15 protein-coding genes are annotated in these 22,361 nt (G+C 46.0%); 12 read left to right on the plus strand and 3 right to left on the minus strand.

Translation table 11 applies throughout. The annotated features are described in order from the left end of the window. Positions 1 to 8 precede the first annotated feature (8 nt). From ESB13_RS01035 to ESB13_RS01070, 8 genes are all read left to right on the plus strand, one after another. Complete coding sequence (locus ESB13_RS01035; protein WP_129001191.1) at positions 9 to 566, plus strand: hypothetical protein; 558 nt, start codon at positions 9 to 11, stop codon at positions 564 to 566. Between the two features lie 24 nt (positions 567 to 590). Next, entirely contained in the window at positions 591 to 1,295 is a 705-nt protein-coding gene (locus ESB13_RS01040) for an outer membrane beta-barrel protein (RefSeq protein ID WP_129001192.1), read from the plus strand. Positions 1,296 to 1,444: 149 nt separating this feature from the next. Further along, positions 1,445 to 2,545, plus strand: coding sequence for a FecR family protein (locus ESB13_RS01045; RefSeq protein ID WP_129001193.1), 1,101 nt, complete (start codon positions 1,445 to 1,447; stop codon positions 2,543 to 2,545). A gap of 201 nt (positions 2,546 to 2,746) precedes the next feature. After that, the gene (locus ESB13_RS01050; RefSeq protein WP_129001194.1) at positions 2,747 to 6,145 is read left to right on the plus strand and encodes a TonB-dependent receptor; all 3,399 of its coding nucleotides are present in this window, start codon (positions 2,747 to 2,749) and stop codon (positions 6,143 to 6,145) included. Positions 6,146 to 6,165: 20 nt separating this feature from the next. Then, complete coding sequence (locus tag ESB13_RS01055) at positions 6,166 to 7,692, plus strand: RagB/SusD family nutrient uptake outer membrane protein (RefSeq protein ID WP_129001195.1); 1,527 nt, start codon at positions 6,166 to 6,168, stop codon at positions 7,690 to 7,692. A gap of 182 nt (positions 7,693 to 7,874) precedes the next feature. Continuing rightward, positions 7,875 to 10,376, plus strand: coding sequence for a penicillin acylase family protein (locus ESB13_RS01060; RefSeq protein ID WP_129001196.1), 2,502 nt, complete (start codon positions 7,875 to 7,877; stop codon positions 10,374 to 10,376). A gap of 10 nt (positions 10,377 to 10,386) precedes the next feature. Beyond that, positions 10,387 to 10,725 (plus strand): hypothetical protein, encoded by a 339-nt coding sequence (locus ESB13_RS01065; RefSeq protein WP_129001197.1) that lies wholly within the window; start codon positions 10,387 to 10,389, stop codon positions 10,723 to 10,725. 58 nt (positions 10,726 to 10,783) lie between these two features. Further along, positions 10,784 to 12,952 carry a DUF5686 family protein gene (locus ESB13_RS01070; protein ID WP_129001198.1) on the plus strand — a complete coding sequence of 723 codons (2,169 nt, stop codon included), beginning with the start codon at positions 10,784 to 10,786 and terminating at the stop codon, positions 12,950 to 12,952. On the opposite strand, the gene ESB13_RS01075 is transcribed toward ESB13_RS01070, so the two are convergent. After that, positions 12,949 to 13,356, minus strand: a complete 408-nt coding sequence (locus ESB13_RS01075) for a DUF6508 domain-containing protein (protein WP_129001199.1) — start codon at positions 13,354 to 13,356, stop codon at positions 12,949 to 12,951. The two genes, ESB13_RS01070 and ESB13_RS01075, sit on opposite strands and share 4 nt — an antisense overlap. A 280-nt stretch (positions 13,357 to 13,636) precedes the next feature. Here ESB13_RS01075 and trhO point away from each other — a divergent pair, with 280 nt between their 5' ends. Next, entirely contained in the window at positions 13,637 to 14,677 is a 1,041-nt protein-coding gene (gene trhO / locus ESB13_RS01080; protein ID WP_129001200.1) for an oxygen-dependent tRNA uridine(34) hydroxylase TrhO, read from the plus strand. 78 nt (positions 14,678 to 14,755) lie between these two features. On the opposite strand, the gene ESB13_RS01085 is transcribed toward trhO, so the two are convergent. Next, a complete protein-coding gene (locus ESB13_RS01085; protein WP_129001201.1) occupies positions 14,756 to 16,675 on the minus strand; it encodes a TonB-dependent receptor plug domain-containing protein in 1,920 nt (639 codons plus the stop codon). 208 nt (positions 16,676 to 16,883) lie between these two features. On the opposite strand from ESB13_RS01085, the gene ESB13_RS01090 reads away from it, so the two are divergent. From ESB13_RS01090 to ESB13_RS01100, 3 genes are read left to right on the plus strand one after another with little or no spacing between them, the layout of a single operon-like run. Continuing rightward, positions 16,884 to 18,851, plus strand: a complete 1,968-nt coding sequence (locus tag ESB13_RS01090) for a glycoside hydrolase family 97 protein (RefSeq protein ID WP_129001202.1) — start codon at positions 16,884 to 16,886, stop codon at positions 18,849 to 18,851. Between the two features lie 56 nt (positions 18,852 to 18,907). Continuing rightward, positions 18,908 to 19,750 carry a DUF2911 domain-containing protein gene (locus tag ESB13_RS01095; protein ID WP_129001203.1) on the plus strand — a complete coding sequence of 281 codons (843 nt, stop codon included), beginning with the start codon at positions 18,908 to 18,910 and terminating at the stop codon, positions 19,748 to 19,750. Between the two features lie 47 nt (positions 19,751 to 19,797). Continuing rightward, the gene (locus ESB13_RS01100; RefSeq protein ID WP_246022383.1) at positions 19,798 to 21,306 is read left to right on the plus strand and encodes a malate:quinone oxidoreductase; all 1,509 of its coding nucleotides are present in this window, start codon (positions 19,798 to 19,800) and stop codon (positions 21,304 to 21,306) included. Position 21,307: 1 nt separating this feature from the next. On the opposite strand, the gene ESB13_RS01105 is transcribed toward ESB13_RS01100, so the two are convergent. After that, positions 21,308 to 22,246, minus strand: coding sequence for a phosphoribosylaminoimidazolesuccinocarboxamide synthase (locus ESB13_RS01105; protein WP_129001204.1), 939 nt, complete (start codon positions 22,244 to 22,246; stop codon positions 21,308 to 21,310). Positions 22,247 to 22,361 lie beyond the last annotated feature (115 nt).

The raw sequence follows: 22,361 nt of genomic DNA on the forward strand, positions 1-22,361 counted from the left end.
AACAGATTATGAAAAAGCTATCGTTGTTTTTATCAGCATTCCTAATAACGGTGATGCTATTTAATGGGTGTAAGAAAGATGAAACGGCTGTTGCACCTCCCGTGCCGGGGAATGAATTTCTGACAACAGTGCAGTTGGTTGTGGTAAATGCAGCCGACCCTACAGATAGAGATACTGTAGCTGTTAAGCAACTTCCTGATCAGCCTATCGATTATACCAACGCTTCGTTGCATCTGAAGGCCAATTCAACTTACAACGTTTCGGTACGGTTCCTGGATGAAACGCAAACACCTGCCGGGAATGTAACGGACGATATTTACGCCCGGCGTAATTATCACCTCATCTGCTTTACAACGGATGCCAGTCTTGCATTAACAGTTACACGGACAGACCTGGATACCAATACGCCTGCTTTGCCGGTTGGTTTGCAGGACCGTTTTTCTACTGGCAGCGCTGGTTCCGGTAAGATGAATGTTCGATTAAGGCATCAGCCTAATGCTAAAAATGGTGACTGTGATCCAGGGTCTTCCGATGCTGATGTGAATTTTTCTGTAACGATTCAATAATTCTCCAGGAGTAAAAAAAGAAAGATGAAAAAAATAATAGCTTTTGTTTTATTCGTTGCGGCAGCAAATTCCATGAACGCACAAAAAATGACAGTTGCATTAAACGGCGGGATCGCCGGTCCTATGGGGGCTTTTTCCAGGTCGGATTACTATAACGAAAAGTCCGGGTTTGCGAAAGCAGGGTATCATTTTAATTTGTCGGCGACTTATAAGTTAAACAAGTCTTTAGGTATTAATATGTTGCTGGGATATTCACAGTTTGGTCACAAAGGATTGCGGAGCCTGGCGGAAGGTTATAAAGAGGATTCCGGTACTGACAGTACGACGGTGTACAGCAGGGGAACCAATCATTCATTCAGTGTGTTGATCGGGCCTGCTTATTTTCTTCCGGTCAGCAAAAAGCTGACGTTAAGTGCGAGGGTATTAGGCGGATATGTTCGTACTTCTTTGTCCGGGTTCCAGGTTTTTTATGAAGATTACACAGATAACGCCATGACCCAGAAGAAAGCCTCTGCCGGTGCTTTCGGTGGGCAGGCTGGTTTGGGGTTGGCCTATCAGCTTAGTAACAGGGTCTCGATAAGGGCCAATGCGGATCAGTTTTTATCCAGCCCGGCATTCAAGATCTCCTATGAACATTACATCGTTAATTCTGGCAGAAGGCTATCGGATTACCATCAGACGCTTAGTGGCATTAATGCTACGGTAGGTGTTGGGATAACTTTGTTTTAGTTTAGATGTCGTGTTTAGTTTTCGGCGAGGGTGAATTCAGCAGGATTCACCCTTCCGTATTTGGAGAAAAGAATATTTTAATTTTTTTCCTGTCTTTGGGGGTATGGTGCTAAAAAAGTTGCCTTTATACCTATATAGGTATTTATAACATGATACAAAGCAGATTAGTAGAATTAATTGCCAGGAAAAAGGCCGGGGAAATCTCTCCCCCTGAATCTGTGGAGTTGAATGCTTTGCTAAAGGATGACGAAGAGGCGCAGTTGATGCTGCACAAAGCCGATCTGATATGGAATGCGTTGCTGGAGCCGGGTGGAACTGAGGTTGACTATGTTGACGAGCGGTGGGATAAGCTGAGTCGTCGTTTGCAGGAGAATAGTACAAAAGAGATAAAGATGCAACCTGTTTCCAGTAGGAGGTTGCTGCGTTATTCTATTGCCGCTTCTGTTGCGGCTGCTGTTTTAACCGGCGCCGTTATTCTATTTAATGCCGGACGTTCGGGGATGAAGCCGAAACAGAATATTGTGTCTACCAAAAACGGTTCGAGAACTAAAATTGAATTACCTGACGGGTCGGCGGTATGGCTTAATACGGGCAGTAAGCTTATTTACAGTGATGCTTTTGGGGAGGACCTGCGTGAAGTGCATTTGTCGGGAGAGGCATTCTTTGACGTTGCCAAAGATGCGGCGCACCCGTTTATTATACATGCGAATGAAATAGATATAAAGGTGCTGGGTACGGCTTTTAATGTACGTGCTTACCCCGATGATAAAAGAACGGAAGCGACGCTTATACGCGGGTTAATCGAGGTCTCGTTTAAGGACCGGCCTGCTGACAGGTTATATCTTAAGCCTAATGAGAAGATCTCTGTAATGAACGGAGAGATACGAAGCCAGGTACGGGACGATTTACCAGGGGCTGCTATTGCTTCTTCTCCGGGTAAAAGTGCTGACGAGCCTGTTATTTCTTTTTCCCGTGTAACTTATCAGTCGCCACGCGATAGCACAATATTGGAGACCGCCTGGATAAAGAACAGGTTTGTTTTCAGGAATAAATCGTTTGAAGAATTAATAAAGGATATGGAGCGCTGGTACAACGTATGCATTGAATGTAAAAATCCTGAGCTGTTGCTGCAACACTTTACAGGTTCTTTTTATCATGAGTCTGTGGCGGAAGCCTTGGATATATTAAAGCTTTCCTATCCTTTCCATTATACTATTGATAAGAATCAGAATTCAGTTGTGATTCAATAATACTTGCCCAATACGCCATATGATTGTAAAAAAACCAATAAACGATTGCCTATGAGTACTTGCACATAAATACAAAATCACGCAAACAAAAACGGGAAATGCGCTAACATCTCCCGTGCAAAAACAGTTTATAAAAGGCCACGCTCTTTTTGGAAGGAGGGATGTGACCTCTATTGTCTAAACCGAATTCAAAACTAAATTATGAAAAAAATGGAACTGGAATATGCTTTTCCACGGAAAAGCATATTGTGGAAAACAATTGTGCTTATGAAATTAACCTTGATTTTAACACTTGTTTTTTGCCTTCATGCCTCTGCCAGCGTTCTCTCTCAGCAAACCATTAGCATTAAGGTGAAAAAGAAACCGCTCACCAAAGTATTGCTGGAAATAGAACAAAAGACCGACTACCGTTTCCTTTTTAACAACGAGTCGATGCCCTCCGATAAAATGGTGGACCTGGATGTAAAGGATGAGCAGATCTCGAAAGTAATGGACCAGGTATTGGCCAATACTCCGCTCACTTACAAGATCATTGATGAACATGTGATCGTAATTATGATGGCCGCCGCCAGGAAAGATAAGGTCCGGGGAAGAGTGGTTGACGCAAAAGGACAGCCTGTTCAGGGGGTGTCGGTTGTTGAAAAAGGCACTGCCAATGGCGCACTTACCGATGCCGAAGGATGGGTCACCTTGAATGTTAATGATCCCGCTACCGCGGTACTGGAATTCAAAGCCCTTAATTACGAGTTGACGGAATATACGCTCTCTGGTAAATCGGAATTTTCAATCGTGCTTAAAGATGCCGTCGCCGGGTTGGATGAGATTGTCGTGATCGGTTATGGCTCTCAGAAAAGAAGTAGCGTAACGGCAGCTGTATCCTCTGTTAAGGCCGACGTTATTGCAACCACTTCTGCCGGCCGTATCGACCAGGCCTTGCAGGGCAGGACGCCCGGCGTTTCTGTACTGCCGGTTTCAGGCTCGCCCGGAAGCCCCATTAAAATAAATATCAGGGGCGTTGGCACAAACGGATCAGGCGATCCCCTGTATATTATTGATGGCGTAAGGGCGGGTGGTATCGAATACCTCGATCCCTCCGAAATAGCAACCGTAGACGTGCTGAAAGATGCCTCTGCGGCTATCTATGGTATGGATGGCGCCAATGGTGTAATTATCATTACCACAAAAACCGGTAAAAAGAACTCATCGGAGATCAGCTACAATATGCAATATGCCCGCCAGTCGGTAGGTAAGAAAATGAAGATGATGAATGCGCAACAATACCAGGAATACCTTACCGCTGCAGGCACCCCGGGAGGCCCTACGCCCCAGGCCGCAGCTGCCGTGGGTGAAGGTACCCGCTGGATGGATGAAGTGTTTAAAGAAGCGCCGCTGATGCGCCATACACTGGTGTTTAGCGGTGGAACTGATAAAAGTTCGTACCTGATCGATGGTACTTATTTTACACAGAATGGTATCATAGGTGGTGATAAGGCAAGGTTCGACAGGTACACCGTAAGAATAAATACGGAAAACAAAGTGAAGCCCTGGCTCACTATCGGCGAAAGGTTCTCTTATGCCAATTTCAAAAGACAGGGCATTTCGGAAGATGATGAGTTTGGTTCGGTATTAAGCAGCGCTATAGTAATGGATCCGCTGACACCGGTGGTGTTCCCCGGCGCTTTGTCTGCCAAGGCGCAGGATGCACTTAACGCAGGTTACACTTTGGTAAAGGATGAGAATGGAAGCTACTATGGTATATCCGATTATGTGTTCGGTGAATACGGCAACCCTTTGGCCATGCTGCGTTCTACCCATAGCAGCACTATTCAGAATAAAGTGGTGGGTAGCTTGTATCTGAACCTGGAACCGGTAAAAGATCTGGTACTTACTTCTCGCTACGGTATTGATGCCGCCTTCCAGAAACAACACGGCTGGTCGCCTACCTTCTGGTATTCTTCCGAAAAACTCAACACGCTTGCCGGGGGTAATGATAAACAGGACAACTGGTTTAACTGGCAATGGGAAAACTTTGCCACCTATACCCGCAGGTTCTCCGGTCATAATATGAGTTTCCTCGCAGGTACTTCTATGCGTAAAGTAGGCTGGAACTATGTCGGTGGTTCTTATTCAGGCTTGTTCCGCGAAAACGACCCTTTCTCCTATGGCGATAATGTGCCGGATGTACAGGATAGGATTGGCAGCAGCGCCACCATTACAACCCAGGCTTCTTTTTACGGAAGGGTGACCTATGACTATAATGGTACCTACCTGCTGCAGGCGCTCGTAAGAAGAGATGGCTCTTCCGACTTTGCCGCCGGACATAAATGGGCCACTTTCCCTTTCTTCTCCGCTGGTTGGGTAATGTCTAATGAAAAATTCTTCGGCGGCCTGATGGGAGTAGTGAACTACGCAAAACTACGCGCCAGCTGGGGTAAAAACGGTAGCAGTCTTAACGTTGGACCTGGTAAATGGCAGAACTCCGTTTCTCCTGCCCCTCCCGGCTATCCCAATGCCGGAGGTACCTACCTCATCGGCGCTGCCCCTACTAACCTGCCAAATCCTGATCTTACCTGGGAGATCAGTCAGCAGGCCGATTTCGGCATCGACCTGGCCTTCCTGAATAGCAAACTGAATGTAACTGTCGATTATTATAACAAGAAAACAAAGAACCTTATTACACCCGGGGCGGGTATCACACCGCTTTTTGCCGGAAATACCCTTAGCCTCGTGAACAGTGGTGATGTATTGAACAGGGGATGGGAGTTTGATGTTTCTTTCAAAGGCGGACGTAACAATGGCTTCCGTTACGAAATAGGAGGTAACCTGTCTACCATTCACAACGAAGTACTTTCTATCAACAGGTTCGTGAATCAGATCAATGGAGCCGGCGTTGGTACCGGTTGGACCGCCTCCATCTTCCAGCCTGGTTACCCTGTCTGGTATTTTATCGGCTATAAAACAGACGGTATTTTCCAGAATCAGCAACAAATCAATGAATATATCTCCAAATCAGGGATCACAGGGTATACACCCAAGCCCGGTGATCCTATTGTGTTGGACTGGAATGGCGACAAACAGATCAGCCCCGCCGATCAAACTTATATGGGAAGTCCTCATCCCAAGTTCGTGTATGGCTTCCGCGTGAACATGTCCTATAAAGGATTTGATATCATTGCCTTCTTACAGGGACAATATGGTAATGATATCCTGATGGGCTTTAACCGTACCGACCGCCCAACAGCCAATAAACCCGCCTTCTTTTACGACAGGCGCTGGACCGGCGACGGAAGTACCAACTCCTGGTTTGCACCCAATACCAACAGCATTTACGTGTACAACAGTGACAGGATGATCTTTAAAGGCTCTTATGCCCGCCTGCGTCAGCTGCAGTTAGGATATACTTTACCCAAAACCGTTGCTGACAAAGCGCACCTGCATAACGTAAGGATCTATATTTCTCTCGACGACTTCTTCACTTTCACCCATTATCCCGGGCTTGATCCTGAAGCAGGCAGTAATGATAATAATAGCCTTGGTATTGACAGAGGGGTGTATCCTATTCCCAGAAAAGCCATGGTAGGCCTTTCCTTAAGTTTTTAATCACATTAAAACACGACGCAATGAATCAACTACTAAGAAATATAATGGCTGCGGCGGGAATAACATTCCTTATAGGTGCAGCAGGCTGCAGTAAATTCCTGGATCAGCCGGTGAATGGCATTCTGCCGGAAGATGAGTTTTATAAAACCGATAACGATGCCGTACAGGCTACTACCGCCGTATATGACATGATGCAAACCGATTATAACACCGTTTGGGGTAGCTTGTATATGGTAAAGCTCATGTTGTCCGATGAAAGTAATGCCGGTGGCAGTGGCCCGGGCGATCAGCCGGGTTACCAGGATCTTGACCTGTTCCGTCACGATAGCCAGAACGATAAAGTGTATTGGACCTGGCGTATGTGTTACTACACTATCTACAGGGCCAATAAGGTGATTGCCAAAGTAACGCCCGATAACGACCTTCGCAAAAGATTGATAGCAGAAGCTAAAGCTTTACGCGCTTACAATTATCTCGACCTGGTAACATTATGGGGCGACGTTCCCATGGTGCTGGGTGATATCGCTCCCGCCGATTATACAAAAACGCCTCGTGCAGCAAAGGCCGATGTATATGCCCAGATAGTAAAAGACTTGCAGGAGGCCATTCCATTATTGCCTGTGAAAAGCGCTTATTCAGCCGGCGACCGTTTCCGGGCTTCGAAAGGTATGGCCCAGGCGACGCTGGGGAAAGCTTATCTCTACCAGCAAAAATGGGCCGATGCCGTTACCCAGTTCGAACTGGTGATCAACTCTCATGAATACGGCCTCGAGTCTTCTGTTGCCAAAGTATTCTCCAGGAGCGGTGAGTTTGGATTGGAGTCTATCTTCGAGCTCTCTTACGATAGCGGCCAGAGTTACGACTGGGGAAACTTCCCATGGGATAAAAGACCCGAAAGTAATATTCATATCCAGCTGATGGGCCCCAGATCAGATTATTATACCAAAGCACCGGGCGACTCTTTAGTGGCAGGTTGGGGATTTAACCGTCCTAAAAAGAAACTCTTTGATGTTTATATAGCAGCAAATGATGTCGACAGGAGAAAAAGCACCATTATGTCGGAGACAGAACTGAAAGCGGCAGGCGGCAACTGGAGCGCACCCAATGACTACGAGTATGAAGGTTACTTTCAGCGCAAGTATGGCTCCTTTAGTACACAAACCAATTCATCGGGAAGTGCTATTGCCGAATTGAACTACGGCACCAACTGGCGCCTTATCAGGTATGCCGACGTTTTGCTGATGGCGGCAGAGGCACAGTACAGAGCGGGTGGCGAAGGACAGAGCCGTACCTATCTGAATCTTGTAAGAAACAGGTCTAACCTGGTTTCCATTCAGCCCGCAGGAACAGCCCTGTTCAATGCTATTGTCACAGAACGGCAGATGGAACTGGCTTTTGAAGGCTTCCGCTTTATTGATCTTGTTCGCTGGGGACTGGCTGAACAGGAGTTGGGAAGTCTGGGCTTTAAAAAAGGCAAAAATGAACTATTGCCTATTCCGGATCAGGATGTGAAAACAGCAGGATTGCCGCAGAATAGTATGTATTAAGCGTTTACTGACCATTAAATTCCTCCCCCTGGCAGGGCTAATCCGTTTATTGCTACATGGATGGCCCGCGCCAGGGTTTTATCTTTTTAAACCTGTCCTTCGTTTTGGTTTGTATAACCGGGAAAACATAATTATATTGCCGCTTGTATTTATCCTTGATTGTAAATGTTTAACGGGCTCCCATGAGAGTAATACCCTCTATCCTTTGCGCTGCAATAACGACAGGGCTGGTACTGGTACTGAATGTACAGTTACCTGTTGGTGGAACTAAAACGCCACGGTTGGGGGCGTTTTTGTCGCCGCAAAAAGGATTCTGGCAAAATGCAGAAGATACTTCCATAAAATACCAGCTGCAATTGGCTTCCGATAAGTTACAAGGGAAAGTGGAAGTGTACTTCGACGATCGCCTTGTCCCTCACGTTTATGCCAGTCAGGAAAACGATGCCTATTTTGTTCAGGGATACCTGCATGCTAAGTTCAGGTTATGGCAAATGGAATTCCAGACCTATGCTGCTGCCGGAAGATTAAGTGAGATCATGGGAGAAGAATCCGGTGGCACCAATTTCGTTAAAATAGATAAGATGTTCCGCAGGCTCGGAATGGTATATGCAGCAGAAAGAAGCCTGGAACAAATGGAAGCAGACAGCACCACAAAAAGTCAGTGCGATGCTTATACCGCAGGTGTAAATACCTATATCAGCTCTTTGTCGGAAGAAGACTACCCGGTTGAATACAAACTGCTCGACTATAAGCCCGAACTATGGACCAACCTCAAAACCGCGCTCTTCCTGAAATTCATGTCGTACGACCTTGCCGGCTTTGAAGAAGACTTCGAACATACCAATGCTCGTTCTGTTTTTACAAAGCAGGAGTTTGAAGCGTTGTATCCTTATGGTGGAGCGCTTACCGATCCTATTATCCCTAAAGGGGCAGTATACTATGATCCTGAAGATCGTATGCCAATACCGGCGCTGGCCGATTCCTTGTATTTTTTATACAAACCCGCAGCAGTAGCTGCTGTGCCCGATACCACAAAGCCGGCAGCTGTGCCCGATACTACTGTGAAGCCCGATAAAGCCAATGGTAGTAACAACTGGGCTTTGAGCGGCAGTAAAACACTTAGCGGAAGACCTATCCTTTGTAACGACCCGCATTTGGGATTGGGATTACCTTCTTTATGGTACGAAATGCAGATCTCTACGCCAAGATATAACGCCTATGGCGTTTCTTTTCCCGGCGCTCCTGCTATCATTATCGGTTTTAACGACCAATGTGCTTTTGGATTTACCAATTCATCACGTGATGTAAGAGACTACTACGAGATCCGCTTTAAAGATAAATCGATGAAAGAATACTGGTATAACGGCGGCTGGCAACGTACCACTTTCAGAGACGAAGTGATTAAGGTGAAAGGTGGTAGCGATCGTGTTGAACATATTGCGATGACGGTATGGGGCCCTGTTATGTACGACGCCAGCTATCCCGATCCCCTGGGAACAGGTAAAGCCTACGCCTGTAAATGGAAAGCGCATGAACCCAGCAACGAACTGCGTACTTTTACATTACTTGACGGCGCAAAAGGATATATCGATTATCTGGATGCCTTGTCTACTTATAAAACTCCCGGTCAAAACATGCTCTTTGCTGCCAAATCAGGCGATATCGCCATTCGCCAGCAAGGCGAATTCCCCGCAAAATGGAGACGCCAGGGCGATTTTGTAATGCCGGGCGACGACAGCACTTTTGCCTGGAGAAGAGATATTGATGCAGAAGAGAACCTTACCTTCTTTAACCCTTCGCGCGGCTTCCTTAGCAGTGCCAACCAATACGCTTACGATACCATTTATCCATACTATCTCGGCGGATCCTACGAGGTGTTCAGGGGCATGATCATCAACCGCTACCTGCAAAGCATGGAACAGGCTACTGTTGCCGATATGGAACGTATGCAAACAGATAATTATAATGTGTTTGCAGAGCTGGCGCGCCCAGTATTACTAAACTATCTCAACGAGTCGATGCTGAATGCCGACGAAAAGAAATATGTCGATATTGTTCGCGCATGGAACCTGCGTAACGATGCCAGGGAAAAAGGCCCTACCGTGTTTAAAATATGGTGGGATAGCCTTGCCGTTTGCATCTATGGCGATGAATTGGCGCAGTCCCGTAAACCTATGCCATGGCCCGAAAAAGTAACATTGCTCGAAGGAATGCTCCAGGGACCGGCTTACCAGTTTGCCGATGATATCACAACCCCCGATGTAAAAGAATCTGTTGCCGAAATGGTAATGAAAGCTTACAAGCAGGTGGTGCCGGTATTAAAAGAAACAGAAAGCAGGCAAAAGCTGGAATGGGGTACCTATCTCGATGCGGGTGTGCGCCACCTGTTGAAACTACCCGCGTTAAGCCGTTTGCACCTGAACAGCGGGGGAGGAGAAGGTATTATCAATGCCATGAAACAACACCATGGCCCCAGCTGGCGCATGATAGTAGAACTTACAGATAGAACGAACGCCTATGGTGTCTATCCCGGAGGACAGCAGGGGAACCCTGGTAGCAAATATTATGATAGCTTTGTCGATACCTGGAACACAGGTAGATATTATAAACTCCAGATCCTGGACAAGGAAACCATTAAAAAATATAAAGGACTGTCAGGCATAATGACATTCAGTAAATCTTAAACAGCACTCCATGAAATTTGCAGTGGCAACTGTTCTAACAGCATTATTAGGCTTTACAGCTCCCTTGTTTTTACCTTGGTGGTGTTTTGCTGTTACTTCACTCGTGATTGCCTACACTATTCACCAGAAGCCATTATGGGCTTTTGTCTCCGGATTTACAGGCCTTTTCCTGGTATGGGGTGTTTACGCCTGGTTTATCGACAGGCAAAATGGGCATATTCTGTCCCAGAAAATAGGCCCTATCCTGAAACTGGGTTCTTCCTCGCTGCTCCTGGTCATTGTTACCGGCCTGGTGGCAGGACTTGTTTCCGGAATGGGAGCCCTGACAGGAAGTTTTGCAAGGAAATAGGCTTTTAGGCTATATTGTTCCCCATATTGGCAGGTAATTTGGTTGTCATTAAGCTAATATGAAAGGTATTTTCCTGTTTTGCCTGCTTATTCTTCCATTGCCCTTATTGTTCGCCCAGGAGGTGGACAGCATCATTCATAACGCCATACAGAAAAGAGCGGTCTACGAAAACGAACTCAACCACTATACCTGCGATATCGCTGTTAACGGGCAGCTGATGCTCAGAAGCTATCCTGAAAAATTGCTCGGACGCTCTCTGGAACTTAGCACAAGTGCAGGCCAGCTACGCTTCTACGCTGCCATGACAAAAGCAACTTATGCCAGAGACAATGATCGTTTTAAAACCCAGATCCTCTCATCCGATGTCGACGGCAGCAGCAGCGCATGGGGATTTAGTTACCCGCAGACTTTTTCGTTTTACCAGGAAGTAGTACGCATTGGCGATAATCTTAATGCGAGAGGTTTTGTTTCTCCCATTGCAGGTAATGCAAAAGACTATTATCATTACACGCTCGATAGTACCTATACCGAAAACGGCCATCTCATCTACGGCATTACAGTAACACCCCGCAGAAAATACGATCCGGCATTCAGCGGGCAGCTCTTTCTGATGGAAGATGGCCGTATTCATCATGTGAAATTTCAACTGCTGAAGCAGCAGCAGATGCAGATCCTTGATACCTTGATCGTAGAGCAGTCTTACCAGCCTTTTAATGGCAAATGGGCCATTAGTCAAACCCGGCTGCTACCGTCAACGGAATTATTGGGCTTTAACGCCTATGGCAGCTTTATTCAGTTACATACTAACTACAACTTTAATCCTAAAATAAGAGAAGGTTATTTTAATAACGTAGTGATGATCTTTGATACCACTATCAATAGGCAGTCTCTTCCTTATTGGGATACTACCCGTTCGCTGCTGTTACGTAATAATGCCCTGGTACAATACCATACCGCCGATACGCTTGAAGAAAAGCGCGCAAGGTCGGGTTATCTCGATTCTATAGACAGGGCCCGTAATAAACCCAATTGGTTTAAATTAACTTTTATGGGACAAACTTTCAGTAGGGCCGCCCATAAACGATATATCTCTGTCCCGCCCGCTATTGATTTGCTAAACTATAATACAGTAGAGGGACTCGTAGCCAATTTTGCTCCGGAAATGCGCAAATACTGGAATTCGGGACGTTATATCAGTGTGCTGGCCAACCTGCGTTACGGTTTTAGTAACCAGCATTTTAATGCGCATGTTACAGGTGTATACCGCTTTTACAGGAGCCTGAATAGCCTTAGGTTGTCTGTTGGACAACGGGTATTCCAGTTTAACAACGACCAGCCTATCACGCCAAGGGTGAATACCATCAATACCGTCTTGTATCGTAGTAATTTTATGAAGTTGTATGAAGCAAAATTCCTGGAACTGGGATACGACTACGATCCTGCGGCAGATTTTGTGTTGCGTTCATCCATTTCTTATCAGAACCGGTCGCCATTGGAAAACACCGCTTTTGGCTCTTGGGGGCATCCCAAAGGCAAGGAGTTTACACCTAACTATCCCGTTGAAATAACAGATGCCAACATTGTGAAACATTCGGCTTTGTCTGCTTCTCTTACCCTTCGCTGGCAGCCCGGATCACGTTATATTCAATTGCCCGACAGGAAAGCCAATATAGGCAGCGAGTATCCTGTCTTTGATCTTTCTTATACCCAGGGCTTACACGGTATTGCAGGAAGTGACGTAGATTATAGCAAATGGTCACTCTCGATGATGCACCAGGTAGACCTGAAGATGAAAGGCAAACTGCAGTATAAACTGCACACAGGTGGTTTCCTGAATAAAAACAAAGTGTTTATACCCGACTATCAGCATTTTGCCGGTAACGATGGATTGTTTAATTCCAACTATCTCGGAACGCTGCTCATGAGTTCTTTCTATAAGTACAGCACCACGGCATCCATATATGGAGGAGCGTATGTGGAATACCATTTGAATGGTTTCCTGAGTAATAAGATCCCGGTTTTCAGAAAGTATAATTGGTTTTTTATAGTGGGAAGTAATAGTCTTGTGCTGGAAGGAGGAAACCACTATGTCGATGTGTTCTTCTCTATAGAAAATATCTTTAAAGTAGCCAGGATAGACTTCGTTCAATCGTTCAGAAGTAAAAGCTTTAATCGTTCCGGCATTAAACTGAATATTCCACTGGTATCGGGTAAGGTAGACCCTTAAAAGCGTAACTGCAAGAAAACCGACTCCAGTCTGGATAATAAGTAAAACAAGGTTTTATCATGCATTTTTGCATAGAAATACCCCTCTACACTCCTGTCGGTCCAAATGATGAAAGTGATGGTTTTTAAAATGCTATCCAGCGGCATTTTTTCGATGTCCTGCTGTAATGAATGGTATTGTATCGGGTTTTGTTGAAGGGCGTCGTAATCGGTATCTGCCAGCAGGTGTTCACAAAAAATATTGATAAAAGATTGCGCTTGTTTCTTTTTAAATGCACCTGGTATTTTTCTTAATGCAGCTTTAAAGGGCAGCCGGTTTTCGTCTGCTTCAGGCGTGAGGCTGTTCTTGTATGTCAACAGCTTCGCAATGCCACTTATCTGGTATGGTGTAAAATGTTGGTTCAAACGGGCGAGGTTTGTTGTAAAAACAGCAACGAATTTACAGGTAGCAGCGCCGCTATCAGGAAAGGGGTACCTATTTTATGCCGATTTTATGTTTATTTTAATCTAATCTTAAACATCTGCCTGCAACATTTTATGGATTAGGCAAATATGCCATCCTCTATGGCCAAAGCAGGATATTTTGTACTTTTGCGCTGAAATTTTGCTCACAACGCAAGTGAGTCCATACTTAATCATGGAATATTGGGCGTTTTTAGCCTGATGTCTGAAATTGAAAATAATAATGGCCGTACTACACAACCGCATTTCCCAGGAGGAATTGAAACAGCGCCTGTATGCTGAAACAGAGGCGCGAACTACTATCAGCTTTTACCAGTATTTCACTATCGCCAATCCGCAGGAATTCAGGGATTCGCTTTACAAACAGCTTTTTGCTTTAAAGGTGTTTGGGCGTATTTATATAGCGAAGGAGGGAATCAATGCACAGATCAGCGTTCCACAGTCCGGTTTTGAAGAACTACGGGCCTGTCTCTATGCTATCCCTGCGCTGAATGGTCTGCGCCTTAACATCGCCGTTGACGATGACGGCAAATCTTTCTGGGTACTGAAAATTAAGGTCCGGGATAAGATTGTTGCCGATGGTATCAACGACCCTTCGTTCAGCATGGAGCAGCGTGGCAAATATCTCGATGCCAGTGGAGTGAATGAGTTGATAGACGATAAAAATACCGTATTCGTAGATATGCGAAATCATTACGAATACGAGGTAGGCCATTTCGTTAACGCAATAGAAGTTCCCTCCGATACCTTCAGAGACCAGTTGCCCATGGCCGTGGATATGCTGCGCGGACAGGAAGATAAGAATATCGTCATGTACTGTACAGGTGGTATCCGGTGCGAAAAGGCCAGCGCCTATATGTTACACCATGGATTCAAAAATGTATTTCACCTGGAGGGAGGTATTATAAATTATGCCAAACAGGTGAAAGACAATGGAATGGATAGCAAGTTCATAGGAAAGAATTTTGTGTTCGATGACCGTTTGGGTGAGCGTATCACCAATGATGTAATAGCCAGTTGTCACCAATGCGGAAAGCCTTGCGATGCACATACAAACTGTAAGAATGATGGCTGCCATCTGCTGTTTATTCAATGCGAAGAATGCGCTGAGAAGTATGCCGGTTGTTGCAGTGAGGAGTGTAAGGAAACGATTCATATGCCTGTAGCGCGCCAGAAAGAGCTGCGTAAGGGCGTAGAGAACGGACAGAATATATTTAATAAGTCGAAAGCAAGACTCCGGCCGAGCCCCAGGTTAAAGTCTTAAAAACAATATCGCCTGGCAAACGGAATGGCACCGTTGCCAGGCGATATTGTTTTAGCTGTATAATGTAAAAGCCCTTTGTTATAATCTGAAACTCAAACCGCCCATCAGCCAGCGCCCGGGCATTTGCGCACCCAGCAGATCAGCGTACGATTTATCGAATACATTATCTGCCTGTGCAAATACATTCAGTTTGTTGGCTATGATGAAATAACCTGCCTTGGCATTTAATACAAAATATTCTTTGCTGACAACGCCTTTTAACCCGGCTGCCGCCTGCGCATCTCTTACTTTGTAAATGCCGTTGAGGCTGATGTTGAACCGGCCCACATTATAACGTATCATACCATTCGTAAGATACTTGGCGTGCGATGAAGTATAGAATGAAGTGAATCCATCACTGGTAACGGAATTCAGCCACACGAAACCTGCTGTAACGGATAAATGGCGTTTGCTGTTGAAAGAATGCTGCCATATGATATCGGCTTCAACTCCCGTAGTGTTTACTTTGGAGATATTCCTGGCTAATGCATAGGTGCCGGTACGAGAGAGATTGTCTTTCCGGGGCATGTCGGCATAAGAGGTTGTCGTCCAGTCCACCAGGTCGGTATGTCTGCGCTGAAAGAAGGTGGTTGCTATCTTTAGTTGCTTGCTGGCAAAGAAATCAAGTCCGGCTTCATAGCTGAATGATCTTTCAGCGCTCAGATTAGGGTTGCCGATACGGCCGCTGGTTACCAGCGATTTGTTATAGTTGTTGTAGCGTTCTGTGAAATCGGCATTTCTGATGGTTTTGCCGGCACTGGCCCTTACCAGTAGCTTGCCATAACGGTACGATGTATTGATTTGCGGAACCAGTTCGTAACCACTGCGTTCATTCCAGTCCAATCGTAAGGCGGGACTTATCGTAAATGCTTCGCTGGCTTCCAGGTTCAGAGCTGCAAAGGCAGCAGCCTGTTGTACGGTATGGTTACCCCGGTCGTTGGAGCGGATGCCTTTCCGCTGGTACTGCGCGCCACCTGTAAAAATGACTGCATCGTTAAAACGATGTTCATAGGTGGCTAATGCCTGCCATAAAGTAGAACGGTTGTTGTTGGCGGTGGATATTTTATTGTAAGCATAATGATCGTCTACCATTTTCTGACCGGCCTGCAATGAAAAATTATTGTTGTTTTTATGATAGTTCACGCTTAACTGGTTCCAAAGGGTGTTTACCTTCTCTGTTGCGGTATCCGATGCAAAACTGGTATAGAAATTCTGTGCGGCAAACCGGCGGCTATCGTAACTGCTGCGATAAGCTACCCGCCAGTTATCATTGATTTTGTATCCTGCAGAAGCAGAAAAGCTATGCAGGTGAAAAAAGCCATTGATGCCACGTTGTTCCTGCCCATCGGCATTGTTGCTCATGGCGCCGGCGCTGAAGGTCCATTTGTCGCCGCTGTAATAACCGCCGGCATTGGCGTTCAGCAACCCATAAGCGCCGCTGGTAACGCCGGCCTGTATCTGCTGCCCCTTGGTCTGTTGCCTGGCAAAGGCCTTGGTAATGATATGTATAACACCACCTACCGCATCCGATCCGTAAATGGCGGATGACGCACCCTTCAATACTTCTATTCTTTCTATTTCAGAAGGAATAATAGGCATATAACTGTTGAAATGGCCTGTATTTGGATCATTCACCCTCAGTCCGTCTATGATTACTAATACCTGCTGAAAAGTGCCACCCCTTACCACAAAATCACTTTGCGCACCCATAGGGCCGCGCGCCTGTACCTCCATGCCGGGTAAATAACGTAACATCTCATCCAGTGAATGCACCGGGTATTTGCTGATTTCTTCTCCCTTGATAACAAATAAATTCCTTCCTGTTTTGGAGCTGGCTACCGGGTTCAGCGTCGCAGTAATGGTAACTGGATCCAGGTCTTTTTCCGTAGTGACTTCCTGGGCTTGTAATGCAACCGGCAGATAACTGCCGGCTATGAAAGCAATATGTTTTAGCTTCATATGTCAATAGTCAATTTTGAGCGTTGTGCGCGCAAAATTGCAGACTTATTACTATACTATTTTACTTTTTTGGGAAATGAATGCATTTCTGCCAATGTTAATTTATGCCGACAAACAGCTAAAATAGATGATCCTCAGCCTGCTTATTGCGTTTATCTTTACTACTTATGCTATTTCCTTTTAATAAATAAACCAATCAACGATTGATATGAAATGCATATCCTTGAAAAAATATGGCGCCTTGTTTGCCGCTTTCACGCTGGCAGCGCCGGCACTTGCAAAAGACTATGAATTAAAGTCCCCGGATAAAAAAATCACCGTTAATGTTGCTGTAGGTAAAAGTCTCGAATGGTCGGTTCGTTACGGTAATGAAACGATTCTGTTGCCTTCTGTAATTGCGCTTCAGTTGCATAATAATAAATTGGGACAGAATGCTCTGGTGAACAAAGAAGACAGGCAATCGGTGAATCATACTATTATCGCCGATGTTCCTGTGAAATCTAAATATATTGCAGATCGCTACAACGAATTGAAGCTTTTCATGAAAGGCAATTATGCTGTTGTTTTCAGGGCGTATGATAATGGAGTGGCTTATCGTTTTGAAATGGCGCTGGGCGATTCGGTGGCTGTAGTAAATGAAATTTCTGAATTTAACTTTCCGCAGAATAATAGGGTAATGTGGTCTGGCGAAACGAATAAGGAATTTCAATCTCATTTTGAATCTTTATTCAAAGACTCTGTTATAAATGCGTTTAATACTACCGAGCATGCTGCCTTGCCGCTTTACATGGCAACGCCGGCAGGTTCCAGTTTACTGCTAAGCGAATCGGATGTTTATGATTATCCCAATCTTTTCGTTTTTGGAACCGGAGGCAACGCATTCACCGCAGGTTTTCCTAAAGTAATCCTGGATAGAAAACATACAGGCGACCGTACGGCACGAATTACCCGCCTGGCGGATTATATCGCTAAAACAAGTGGCTCCCGTAGCCTGCCCTGGCGTTATCTGGTAATAGGAAATAATGATAAAACGATATTCGAATCTAATCTCACCTTCCAGTTGGCTTCCCCCAATGTTTTAGCAAATACCGCATGGATCAAACCGGGTAAGGTGGCGTGGGACTGGTGGAATGCAAACAACATCTATGGCGTGGATTTTAAAGCAGGATTGAATACGGAAACGTATAAGTATTATATCGACTTCGCTTCTACGTATGGCCTGGAATATATTGTATTGGACGAAGGCTGGTCTCGTACCACAACAGACATTATGACGCCTGCCAAAGAGATCGATATAAAGGAACTGGTTGCCTATGCTGCTTCTAAAAACGTAGGTGTTATTCTGTGGGCGCTTTGGGAACCGCTTGATAAAGACCTCGACGCCATCCTCGACCGTTATGTGCAATGGGGGGTAAAAGGTATTAAAGTAGACTTTATGGCCCGTGCCGATCAGTATATGGTGAACTACTATGAACGTGTGGCCGCAGCCGCAGCTAAACGGCAACTACTGGTCGACTTGCATGGTGCTTATAAGCCGGTAGGACTGAACCGTAAATATCCTAACGTCCTTTCCTATGAAGGCGTAAGAGGATTGGAAAACTGTAAATGGAGCGAGGATATTACTCCGGGGCACGATGTTACACTCCCCTTTACGCGTATGGTGGCAGGCCCCATGGATTTTACACCCGGCGCTATGATCAATGCCACTAAAAAGAATTTTCATATAACGTTTACGGAACCCATGAGCCAGGGTACACGTGCCCATCAGGTAGCCATGTATGTCATGTATGAAAGCCCGCTGCAAATGCTGGCCGACAATCCTTCCAATTATAGGAAAGATCCTGAGTGCACCCGTTTTATAGCGCAGATTCCTACTGTTTGGGATACCACTATTGCCTTACACGGCAAAGTAGGGGAGTACGTAGCTGTCGCCCGTAAAAATGGTGACAAATGGTATGTATCGGCTATGACCAACTGGGAGGCGAGAGAACTGGATATCCCGCTGGATTTCCTGCCGGAGGGCTCCTGGAAAGCACAGGTGCTTGCCGATGGTATCAATGCAGCAGAGCATGCTGCAGACTACAGGATAACAACACTACAGGTATCACGGAATTCCAGGCTGAAAGCAAACATGAGCAATGGCGGTGGCTGGTGTGCTGTCATCGGTAAAGAATAAATAAGGATGGTGTAACATAGTTCCCACCTATTTTTGCTGCAAAAATCAACACAACCATGAAAAGAATGTACGCTCTGGCTATTGGCGTTATGATGGCATGCGCCGCTAACGTTGCCGTAGCACAGGTAAAGATCCCTGCTCCAAGTCCCGCTCAAACAGTAAAACAGGCTTTTGGCCTGGGCGATATTACCGTAGAATATTCCCGCCCTGCGCTGAAAGGAAGGAAATTGCTGACCGACCTGGCGCCTGCAGGTAAAGTATGGCGCACCGGTGCCAATGCTACCACTAAAATCACTTTTACGGAAGATGTGAAACTGGAAGGAAAAACGGTTGCTGCAGGTACATACGGACTGTACAGCGTGCCCAATGCCGGTAGCTGGGATATCATGCTTTACAAAGACCTGAAACTGGCTGGAAACGTAGCTGATTACAAAACAGAAGACGAAGTGCTGCGTCTTAAAGTAAAAACCGTGAAGGGCCAGTTTACGGAGTCTTTTACCATCGCCTTCGACAATGTACTGCCAACATCTGCTACCATGCTCCTTTCCTGGGGCACGATAGCTGTACCGGTAAAAATTACCTGCGACATCGATAGCCGTATCATGGCCAGCATCGAAAAGTCTGTAGCTTCCGAAAAACCCGCCTATTTCCCCGCAGCTACTTACTACTACGAGAATGGTAAAGACCTTTCCAAAGCGCTTCTGTGGGTGAACAAAGCATTAGAGCAAAATCCCCAGGCTTTCTATATGATGCTGCTGAAAGCACGTATCGAACTCAAAATGGGCGACAAGAAAGCAGCACTGCAAAGCGCTCAGAAAACTGTGGCGCTTTCCGAAGCCGCAAAGAACGACGACTACGTGAGAATGGCTAAAGCCCTTATTACAGAGGCAAAAAAATAGAATTTATACTATCCGTCTTCGTTTTAGGTGTAATTTTGCGCCCAGGAATGGAATCAAGCATGGGCAAAAGCAAAATTACTCCTGGAACGGAGCCGGACGTAGTATTGATTGGCGCGGGTATCATGAGCGCCACCTTGGGTGTACTCTTGAAAGAACTGCAACCCAATTTGTCTATAGAAGTTTATGAAAGGCTCGAGGTTGCTGCCGCAGAAAGTTCCGATGCCTGGAACAATGCCGGCACAGGCCATACAGCCTATTGTGAACTCAACTACACGCCTGAAAAGGATGGTGTTATAGAAACTTCTAAAGCCGTCAAAATCGCTGAATCATTTGAGGTGACCAAGCAATTCTGGGCTTACCTGGTACAGCAAAAACACATTAGTCTCTCTGAACCCTTTGTATCCAGCATTCCGCATATCAGCTTCGTTTGGGGACAAAAAAATGTGGAATACCTGAAAAAGCGCTACGAAGCGCTGCAATCCTGCCATTTGTTCGATGGTATGGAATACTCCGAAAATCCCGCCCAACTGGCTGCTTGGATGCCTTTGGTGATGGAAGGCCGCGATCCCGGCCAGCCCGTAGCTGCTACCCGCATGAAAGCAGGTACCGATGTCAACTTCGGAGCCCTCACCCGCAGCCTCTTTAACCAGCTTACTTCCCTGCCCGATGTGCACATGCACTTTAATCACGATGTGCGTAACCTGAAACGCGCTAAGTCCGGCGGATGGGAACTGAAAATAAAAGATAAAATAGGGGGAGACACCAAAACGGTTAAAGCAAAGTTTGTTTTCATAGGTGCCGGAGGCGGATCGTTACCACTGCTCGAAAAAGCAGATATCCCTGAAGGAAGAGGTTTCGGCGGATTCCCCGTTAGCGGTCAATGGCTGAAATGCACCAACCCTGCCATCATAGAACAGCATCAGGCTAAGGTTTACGGAAAAGCTTCTGTAGGCGCACCGCCTATGTCGGTACCACACCTCGATACACGCATGATCGATGGTAAAAAAGCTTTGCTTTTCGGACCCTACGCAGGCTTCTCTACCAAATTCCTGAAAAATGGCTCCTTCTGGGATCTGCCGCTTTCTATTAAAACCGGTAACGTGGCCGTGATGATCTCCGCAGGCCTGCGTAATATCCCGCTCACCAAATACCTCATAGAACAGGTAATGCAGTCCTCGGAAGACAGGCTCAAAGCGCTGAAAGAATACTATCCCGAAGCAACAATGGCCGATTGGAAACTAGAAATCGCAGGCCAGCGCGTTCAGGTGATCAAAAAAGATACAAAGAACGGTGGAGGGGTATTGGAATTTGGTACCGAAGTGGTATCGGCTGCCGATGGCAGCATTGCCGCATTACTGGGCGCATCACCCGGGGCTTCTACCGCAGTATCTATCATGCTCGACCTGCTGCAGCGTTGTTTTAAAGATAAGATCAATACACCTGAATGGCAGCATAAACTGAAACAAATGATCCCCTCTTACGGACAATCACTTGCTTCAGATAAACAATTGGCACAACAGGTCAATGCCTGGAGCAGCGAGGTGCTGGGTGTATAAACTACACCCAACTGCCTGCAATCTCCTCTAATGCTTTTACTGTAGCTTCAAATACCTGCTCGTCACTCACATCCTGTGGCTGAAAAGCAGTACCTGTTACCTGCTCGTATAACTCTATATAACGCTGGCTGATGGTTTGTATCCATTCATCGCTCATCTCGGGAACGGTTTGCCCTTCTTTTCCCATGAAATTATTCGCGATCAGCCACTCCCTTACAAACTCCTTGCTCAGCTGTTTTTGCCTTTCGCCTGTTGCCTGGCGTTCCTCAAAACCTTCAGCATAAAAATAACGGGAAGAATCAGGCGTATGTATCTCGTCCATCAGTACGATCTCGCCGTTTAACTTGCCAAACTCATACTTGGTATCAACCAGTATCAGCCCACGCTTGGCAGCTATCTCCTTGCCACGCTCAAACAACGCCAGCGTATAACGTGAAAGCACTTCCCACTCTTCGGCAGTGGCAAGCCCTTGCGCTACGATCTCCTCTTTCGATATATCTTCATCGTGCCCCTCAGCTGCTTTCGTTGAAGGTGTGATGATCGGGGTAGGGAAGAAGTCATTTTCCTTTAATCCCTCAGGCATCTCAACACCACACAACACCCGCTTTCCGCTGCTGTAGGTCCTCCAGGCATGACCCGTAAGGTTGCCACGTACTACCATCTCAATCTTGAATGGTTCACACTTCTTCCCAATAGCTGTATTGGGGGCCGGGGTGCTCACTAGCCAGTTCGGACAGATATCCTTTGTTGCCTGCAGCATATAAGCCGCTACCTGGTTTAATACTTGACCTTTATAAGGAATGGGCCGGGGAAGTATAACGTCAAAAGCCGAGATGCGATCGCTGGCTACCATTACCAGCCAGTCATTCTGGATCGTATAAACATCTCTGACCTTGCCCTTGTAAAATGCGGTTTGCTGTGGGAATTGAAAATTTGCCATGCGCAAAATTAATCCTCCTGGTTAAATTACCATTACCATGCCCGCAACTTTCGAGATTTAATTCGCACACATGTGAACAATATCTATTTTCGCCGCTTATTCCCGATAAATAGGT

It is taken from the genome of Filimonas effusa, from assembly GCF_004118675.1.
Classification (GTDB): Bacteria; Bacteroidota; Bacteroidia; order Chitinophagales; family Chitinophagaceae; genus Filimonas; species Filimonas effusa.

Coding starts and splice junctions, on each gene's coding strand:
- ESB13_RS01035 (WP_129001191.1), top strand. CDS start 9: ATGAAAAAGCTATCGTTGTTTTTATCAGCATTCCTAATAACGGTGATG.
- ESB13_RS01040 (WP_129001192.1), top strand. CDS start 591: ATGAAAAAAATAATAGCTTTTGTTTTATTCGTTGCGGCAGCAAATTCC.
- ESB13_RS01045 (WP_129001193.1), top strand. CDS start 1,445: ATGATACAAAGCAGATTAGTAGAATTAATTGCCAGGAAAAAGGCCGGG.
- ESB13_RS01050 (WP_129001194.1), top strand. CDS start 2,747: ATGAAAAAAATGGAACTGGAATATGCTTTTCCACGGAAAAGCATATTG.
- ESB13_RS01055 (WP_129001195.1), top strand. CDS start 6,166: ATGAATCAACTACTAAGAAATATAATGGCTGCGGCGGGAATAACATTC.
- ESB13_RS01060 (WP_129001196.1), top strand. CDS start 7,875: ATGAGAGTAATACCCTCTATCCTTTGCGCTGCAATAACGACAGGGCTG.
- ESB13_RS01065 (WP_129001197.1), top strand. CDS start 10,387: ATGAAATTTGCAGTGGCAACTGTTCTAACAGCATTATTAGGCTTTACA.
- ESB13_RS01070 (WP_129001198.1), top strand. CDS start 10,784: ATGAAAGGTATTTTCCTGTTTTGCCTGCTTATTCTTCCATTGCCCTTA.
- trhO (WP_129001200.1), top strand. CDS start 13,637: ATGGCCGTACTACACAACCGCATTTCCCAGGAGGAATTGAAACAGCGC.
- ESB13_RS01085 (WP_129001201.1), bottom strand. CDS start 16,675: ATGAAGCTAAAACATATTGCTTTCATAGCCGGCAGTTATCTGCCGGTT.
- ESB13_RS01090 (WP_129001202.1), top strand. CDS start 16,884: ATGAAATGCATATCCTTGAAAAAATATGGCGCCTTGTTTGCCGCTTTC.
- ESB13_RS01095 (WP_129001203.1), top strand. CDS start 18,908: ATGAAAAGAATGTACGCTCTGGCTATTGGCGTTATGATGGCATGCGCC.
- ESB13_RS01100 (WP_246022383.1), top strand. CDS start 19,798: ATGGAATCAAGCATGGGCAAAAGCAAAATTACTCCTGGAACGGAGCCG.
- ESB13_RS01105 (WP_129001204.1), bottom strand. CDS start 22,246: ATGGCAAATTTTCAATTCCCACAGCAAACCGCATTTTACAAGGGCAAG.